The organism is Streptomyces sp. NPDC001941, assembly GCF_040296945.1.
Taxonomy (GTDB): Bacteria; Actinomycetota; Actinomycetes; order Streptomycetales; family Streptomycetaceae; genus Streptomyces.
This window is the reverse complement of the sequence record NZ_JBEOYE010000028.1, coordinates 97,012-103,243: the sequence shown is the minus strand read 5'-3', so window position 1 is coordinate 103,243 and position 6,232 is coordinate 97,012. Positions and strand designations below refer to the sequence as shown.

At 73.7% G+C, this 6,232-nt stretch carries 5 protein-coding genes and 1 riboswitch; of the genes, 3 read left to right on the top strand and 2 right to left on the bottom strand.

What is annotated here, in order from left to right; all coding sequences use genetic code 11:
* Positions 1 to 79 precede the first annotated feature (79 nt).
* The gene (gene metE / locus ABT160_RS20365; protein ID WP_351649078.1) at positions 80 to 2,404 is read right to left on the bottom strand and encodes a 5-methyltetrahydropteroyltriglutamate--homocysteine S-methyltransferase; all 2,325 of its coding nucleotides are present in this window, start codon (positions 2,402 to 2,404) and stop codon (positions 80 to 82) included.
* Between the two features lie 163 nt (positions 2,405 to 2,567).
* A riboswitch (cobalamin riboswitch) is annotated at positions 2,568 to 2,787 on the bottom strand.
* Positions 2,788 to 2,957: 170 nt separating this feature from the next.
* Here metE and ABT160_RS20360 point away from each other — a divergent pair.
* From ABT160_RS20360 to ABT160_RS20350, 3 genes are all read left to right on the top strand, one after another.
* Positions 2,958 to 4,415, top strand: a complete 1,458-nt coding sequence (locus ABT160_RS20360) for an MFS transporter (RefSeq protein ID WP_351649077.1) — start codon at positions 2,958 to 2,960, stop codon at positions 4,413 to 4,415.
* Between the two features lie 69 nt (positions 4,416 to 4,484).
* On the top strand, positions 4,485 to 5,012 hold the full coding sequence (locus tag ABT160_RS20355; RefSeq protein ID WP_351649076.1) for a MarR family winged helix-turn-helix transcriptional regulator: 528 nt from the start codon (positions 4,485 to 4,487) through the stop codon (positions 5,010 to 5,012).
* Between the two features lie 103 nt (positions 5,013 to 5,115).
* Positions 5,116 to 5,643: a GNAT family N-acetyltransferase gene (locus ABT160_RS20350; RefSeq protein WP_351649075.1), complete on the top strand. Its 528-nt coding sequence runs from the start codon at positions 5,116 to 5,118 to the stop codon at positions 5,641 to 5,643.
* 68 nt (positions 5,644 to 5,711) lie between these two features.
* On the opposite strand, the gene ABT160_RS20345 is transcribed toward ABT160_RS20350, so the two are convergent.
* On the bottom strand, positions 5,712 to 6,185 hold the full coding sequence (locus tag ABT160_RS20345) for an ATP-binding protein (protein ID WP_351649074.1): 474 nt from the start codon (positions 6,183 to 6,185) through the stop codon (positions 5,712 to 5,714).
* Positions 6,186 to 6,232 lie beyond the last annotated feature (47 nt).

Here is a 6,232-nt window from a genome sequence, read left to right as displayed (position 1 = left end):
CGGGGGGGGGGGGGGTGGGCGCCGGCGGCGGGGCGCCCGCCCCCCCCCCCCCCCCGCGCCGCTCACCGGACCGGCCGGGTCAGGCCGTCGCCCCGCCGAGCTCGCCGCGCACCGTACGGGCGGCCGTGACCAGGTTCTCCAGCGAGGCCCGCGTCTCGGGCCAGCCGCGGGTCTTCAGGCCGCAGTCCGGGTTGACCCAGAGCCGCTCGGCGGGGATCGCCTCAAGGCCGGTGCGCAGCAGCGCGGCGGCCTCCTCGGCGCCGGGGACGCGCGGCGAGTGGATGTCGTACACGCCGGGGCCCGCCTCACGCGGGTAGCCGTGCGCCGCCAGCTCCCGGGCCACCTGCATGTGCGAGCGCGCCGCCTCCAGGCTGATCACGTCCGCGTCCAGGTCGTCGATGGCCTGCACGACGTCCCCGAACTCGGCGTAGCACATGTGGGTGTGGACCTGGGTCTCCGGCCGCACCCCGCTGGTGCTCAGGCGGAACGCCTCGGTGGCCCAGGCCAGGTACGCGGGGTGGTCGGCGGCGCGCAGCGGCAGGGTTTCGCGCAGCGCGGGCTCGTCTACCTGGATCACCGAAGTGCCGCTCTCCTCCAGGTCGTTCACCTCGTCGCGCAGCGCGAGCGCGACCTGGCGCGCCGTCTCGGCGAGCGGCTGGTCGTCGCGGACGAAGGACCAGGCGAGCATGGTGACCGGACCGGTCAGCATGCCCTTGACCGGCCGGTCGGAGAGGGACTGGGCGTACGAGGTCCAGCGCACCGTCATCGGCTCGGGGCGGGAGATGTCCCCGGCCAGCACCGGCGGGCGCACGTAGCGGGTGCCGTAGGACTGGACCCAGCCGTGCTGGGTGGCCAGGTAGCCGGTCAGCCGCTCGGCGAAGTACTGCACCATGTCGTTGCGTTCGGGCTCGCCGTGCACCAGGACGTCGATGCCGGTCTTCTCCTGGAAGGCGATGACCTCCTTGATCTCCGCCTCGATGCGCTCCTCGTACCCGGCCGTGTCGATCCGCCCGGCGCGCAGGTCGGCCCGGGCGACGCGCAGTTCGTCGGTCTGCGGGAAGGAGCCGATCGTCGTGGTGGGCAGCAGCGGCAGGCCCAGGTGGGCGCGCTGGGCGGCGGCCCGCTCGGGGTACGGCTGCGGTCGGCGGGCGTCCGCGTCGGTGACGGCGGCGGCGCGGGCCCGCACGGCCGGGTCGCGGGTGATGGGCGAGCCCGCGCGGGAGGCCAGGTCGGCCCGGTTGGAGGCCAGTTCGGGGGCGATCGCGTCGGTGCCGCTGCGCAGGCCCTTGGCGAGCGTGACGATCTCGTCCGTCTTCTGCCGGGCGAAGGACAGCCACCGCACGATCTGCGGGTCGATGTCCCGCTCCAGCGCCGCGTCCAGCGGCACGTGCAGCAGGGAGCAGGAGGCGGAGACGTCGACCCGGTCGGCGAGGCCGAGCAGCGTGCCGAGGGTGGCCAGGGACTTCTCCAGGTCGTTGACCCAGATGTTGCGGCCGTTGACCACGCCGGCGACCAGGCGCTTGCCGGGCAGGCCGCCGGCGGCCGCGAGCGCCGCGAGGTTGGCGCGCGCGGCGCCGGTGAAGTCCAGGGCCAGGCCCTCCACCGGAGCCTTGGCGAGGACCGGCAGAGCCTCCCCGAGCCGGTCGAAGTACGACGCCACGAGCAGCTTCGGCCGGTCGGTGGCGGCGGACAGGTCCCGCAACGCCCGCTCGGCGAAGCCCAGTTCGGCGCGGGTGCGGTCCTGGACGAGCGCGGGCTCGTCGAGCTGGACCCACTCCGCGCCCGCCGCGCGCAGATCGGCGAGCACCTCCGCGTACACCGGCAGCAGCCGGTCCAGGAGGGTCAGCGGCTCGAAGTCGGCCGGGACGCCGGGGGCGGGCTTGGCGAGCAGCAGGTAGGTGACCGGCCCGACCAGGACGGGCCGTGCCGCGAGCCCGAGAGCGAGCGCTTCCTTGAGCTCGGCGACCTGCTTCGAGGAGTCGGCCGTGAAGACGGTGTCGGGCCCCAGCTCCGGCACCAGGTAGTGGTAGTTGGTGTCGAACCACTTGGTCATCTCCAGCGGCGCGACGTCCTGGGTGCCGCGGGCCATCGCGAAGTAGCCGTCTAGCGCGTCGGCTTCGACGGCGGCGCGGTGCCGGTCCGGGACCGCGCCGACCATCACGGTGGTGTCGAGCACGTGGTCGTAGTACGAGAAGTCCCCGGTCGGGACCTCGCCGATGCCGGCCTCGGCGAGCCTGGTCCAGTTCGCGCGGCGCAGCCCGGCGGCGGTCGCGCGCAGCGCGTCGGCGGTGACGCGGCCCTTCCAGTAGCCCTCGATCGCCTTCTTGAGCTCGCGGTCGGCGCCCTGGCGGGGGTAGCCGTACACGGTGGCGCGTGCTGCCGCGGCTGCGGTCCTGCTGGTCACGGAGATCTCCTTCGAGAGACGTATCCCTGGGATCCCGGGGACGGCCGCGGGTGCGAAGGAGTGACGAGAGGGGGGCGGTACGGCGCGCGTCGAGGCGCTGTCGTCCACCCGCTCTTCACGCCGACCCGCCCACGAGGTCACCGGGATGTCCGCACGCGCGGGGAGCGCGTCCGGGCAGGTGGCAGGTCTTCGGACTCGCGGGCACGCCCTCAAGGAGGACACCTACTGGCCGTCGCTTCCCAGGCCCCTGTCTCGGGGTCCAGTGCGTATGACGGCGGTCGTTCCCGCTCACCGCTGCGGGGCAGTCCCGGATTCCCACCGGGTTCCCTCTTGCGACGCATCCCGCCTGGCGGACGGGGCGAACCAGCTGCGTGGATCACCCTACGTGCCCGCGCTCAAGGAACGCCAGAGCGTCCGGGCGCCCGAGCGCCCGTACGAGCTCCGACGTTTCGTTTGACATTCGAGATATCTGCCCACAGTCTTGAAGTAGCTCGACTGTCAAGTAAGCCGAAAGTCGAGCTGTATGGAAACCGAGAGACATCCGGGAGATCACATGTCCACGTCCAGCAGAACCGCCGCAGGGGCGCCGTCCCCCACCGCCCCCGCGCCAGGGGCCCACCCCAAGCGCTGGGCCGCCGCGGTCGTCATGATCATCGCCGCGCTGATGGACATGATCGACGGCTCGATCGTCAACACCGCGCTGCCCTCGATCGGCCGCGGCCTGGGTGCCGGTGCCGCCCAGCTGCAGTGGACCGTCTCGGCCTACATGCTCGGCTTCGCCTCCGCGCTGATCATCGCCGGGCACCTGGGGGACCGGTACGGCCGCAAGCCCGTGTTCCTGACCGGCGTCGGTCTCTTCGCCCTGGCCAGCCTCGCCAGCGCCACGGCCCCCGGCCCCGGGACGCTGATCGCGGCCCGCGCCCTCCAGGGCGTCGCCGCGGCCGTGCTGCTGCCGCAGGTCCTGGCCTCGTTCCGGACGCTGTTCGACGAGAAGGAGCGCGGCAAGGTCTTCGCCGTCTACGGGGCCATGGCGGGCCTCGCGGTCGCGGCGGGCGTGCTCCTGGGCGGCGTGCTGACCGACTGGAACCTGTTCGGCTGGGGGTGGCGCACCATCTTCGCCGTCAACGTCCCGGTCGCTCTCGTCGTCCTCGCGCTCGGCACCGCCTGGATCCCCGGCGGACAGGAGCGCGCCCGCGGCCGGATCGACCTGGTCGGCAACCTCGTCCTGGCCGCCTCGCTCGTCGCCATCGTCCTGCCGCTCGTCCAGGGGCGCGACAACGGATGGCCGCTGTGGGGCTGGCTGCTGCTCGCCGCCGGCGTCCTGGCGCTCGTCGCCCTGAGCGTCCTGGAGGCCCGGCGCGGCGTCGCGCACCCGCTGCTGCCCGTGGCCCTGTTCCGCAAGGCCGCCTTCAGCGCCGGACTCCTGGTCCAACTGGTCTTCTACGGCGGCATGTCCGGCTTCATGCTCGCCTTCACCATCTGGCTCCAGAACGGCCAGGGGTACACCCCCGTCCAGGCCGGCGTCCTCATGGTCGCCTTCTCCGGCGGCACGATCCTGTCCGCCCCGATGGTCGACGACCTGGTGGGCAGGCTCGGGCGTACGGTCCTGGTGCTCGGCGGCCTGGTCATGGCGGGCGGCTTCGCCTGGGTCCACCACGCCACCCAGCACGCCGGCGCGCAGCACACCGGCGCCTGGCCCCTGGTGCCCGGCCTCGTGGTCGCGGGCATCGGCCTGGGCCTGCTGATCATCCCGCTGGTCAACATCGTGCTCTCCGCCGTCCCCGACGGCCTGGCCGGCGGCGCGTCGGGCATCTTCTCCACCGCCCAGCAGTTCGGCGGAGCGCTCGGCGTCGCCGTCATCGGCAACGTCTTCTTCTCCCGCGCGGGCCACGGCCTGACCGACGCCATCAGCCACGCCGCGCTCTGGGCGATCGGCGCCTACCTGCTCTGCGCCGTGCTGTGCTTCGCGCTGCCCCGCAGGGCAGTCGGGGACCGCACCTCCGGAGCGTGACCGGACGTCCCACCCCTCTGGGGTAACTTGATGGTCGAGCCACAGGACTGTGAAGGGACCACGGGAGCCATGACCGCCGCCAGCCAGCAACCGCCCCAGCACCGGCTCGGCGAGGCCACCCGCGCCTACCAGGCCGCCGTCGACGACTTCGACCGCGAGCTCGCCCGTCACCTCGGCGTCAACGAGACGGACCTGCGCTGCCTGGAGATCCTCCTCCAGGAACTGCCCGAGGCCAGCCCCAGCCAGCTCGCCGACCGCCTCGGCCTGACCACCGGAAGCACCACGGCCCTCCTGGACCGCCTGGAGAAGGCCGGCTACCTGGCCCGCCAGGCGCACCCCACGGACCGGCGCAAGAGCGTCATCCGCGCCACCCCCGAGTTCCAGAAGACCGCGTACGCGCTGATGGCCCCGCTGGTCGACGAGGGCCAGCAGATGATCGCCGCGGAGTTCACCCCGGACCAGGTCGCCGTCATCGCCGACTTCATGGACCGGGCCGCGGGGCTCCAGCGGCGCCACATCGAACAGCTCAGGGCGATGCCCCGGGCGCGCACGGGCGGCAAGGCCGGCGGCAAGGTCGCCGGCCAGACCGCTCCGTAGGGCACCCCCCGCTCAGACCGCGCGCCCCGTCAGTCAGTACGCGGCGTCCCGGTACACCTAGGCTGGCACGTCCCGACCGCTCCACCACGACGAGGACCAGCACATGCAGCACAGCACCAGGATCCGCCTGATAGAGCCCGCCGACGCCGCCGTGATCGCCGCGCACCGGGTGCGGGACGCCGAGGCGTTCCGGCGGTGGGAGGCGGCCCAGCCCGAGGCGTTCTTCACCCCGGAGGGCCAGGAGGAGCGGATCGAGGGCCTGCTGGCAGGGCACAAGGCCGGCACGGTCTGGCCGGGCGTGGTGCTCGCCGACGACCAGGTGGTCGGGCAGGTCACCGTCGGCGGGATCCTGCCCCAGCCGCACCTGCGCCGGGCCTCGGTCGGCTACTGGGTCGCGACCACGGTCCAGGGCCGGGGTCACGCCGGGCGCGCCGTCGGCCTCGTCCTCCGGCTCATGGAGGAGGAGCTCGGCCTCCACCGCGCCGAGGCGGCCACCGACCTGGAGAACCTGGCGTCGCAACACGTGCTGCGGCGCAACGGGTTCAGCCCGTACGGCGTCTCGCACTCCTCGATCGTGCTCGACGGGAGCTGGCGGGACGCGCTGCTGTGGGAGCGGATCCTCGGCGACTGACCGGCGGCGCGATCCCCGTCACTCCGTACTCCTGATGGCTCGTCACCCCGGCGGCGAAGGGCGGGTGTTCAGGCCGCCGAGGGCCCGGCCGTGAGCGGGAACTCGCACCAGGCGGTGACGCCGCCGTCGTAGTGGCCCCAGGCGCCGCCCAGTTCGCGTACGAAGGCGTTGACCAGGAACAGGCCGCGGCCGGACTCGGCGAGCAGGGGTGCGGTGCGCGCCCGCGGGACGCGCTCCCGGGTGGGGTCGTCGATCTCGATGCGCAGCAGCCCGGCGCCGGTGCTCCAGGCGCGGCAGGCGAGCGTGGGGCCGGTGCCGTGGCGGACGGTGTTCCCGGCGAGCTCGGAGATGAGCAGCAGCACCGCGTCCGCCCGGTCCTCCGGCATCAGGCAGACGCGGTGCAGCCAGACCCGGACCGTGGTGCGCAGGGTGCGGACGTGTTCGGGGAGGCGTTCGGCGGACATGGCGAGTGCGGACCACGCGGGACCGCAGGGGCCGTCGTCGCCGTCGTCGGGCGGGGGGTTCGCGGGGAAAGGGCGCATGGCTGCTCCGTCGGGGGAGAGGGGGAGGGGCCGTGGCGGGGGAGGGG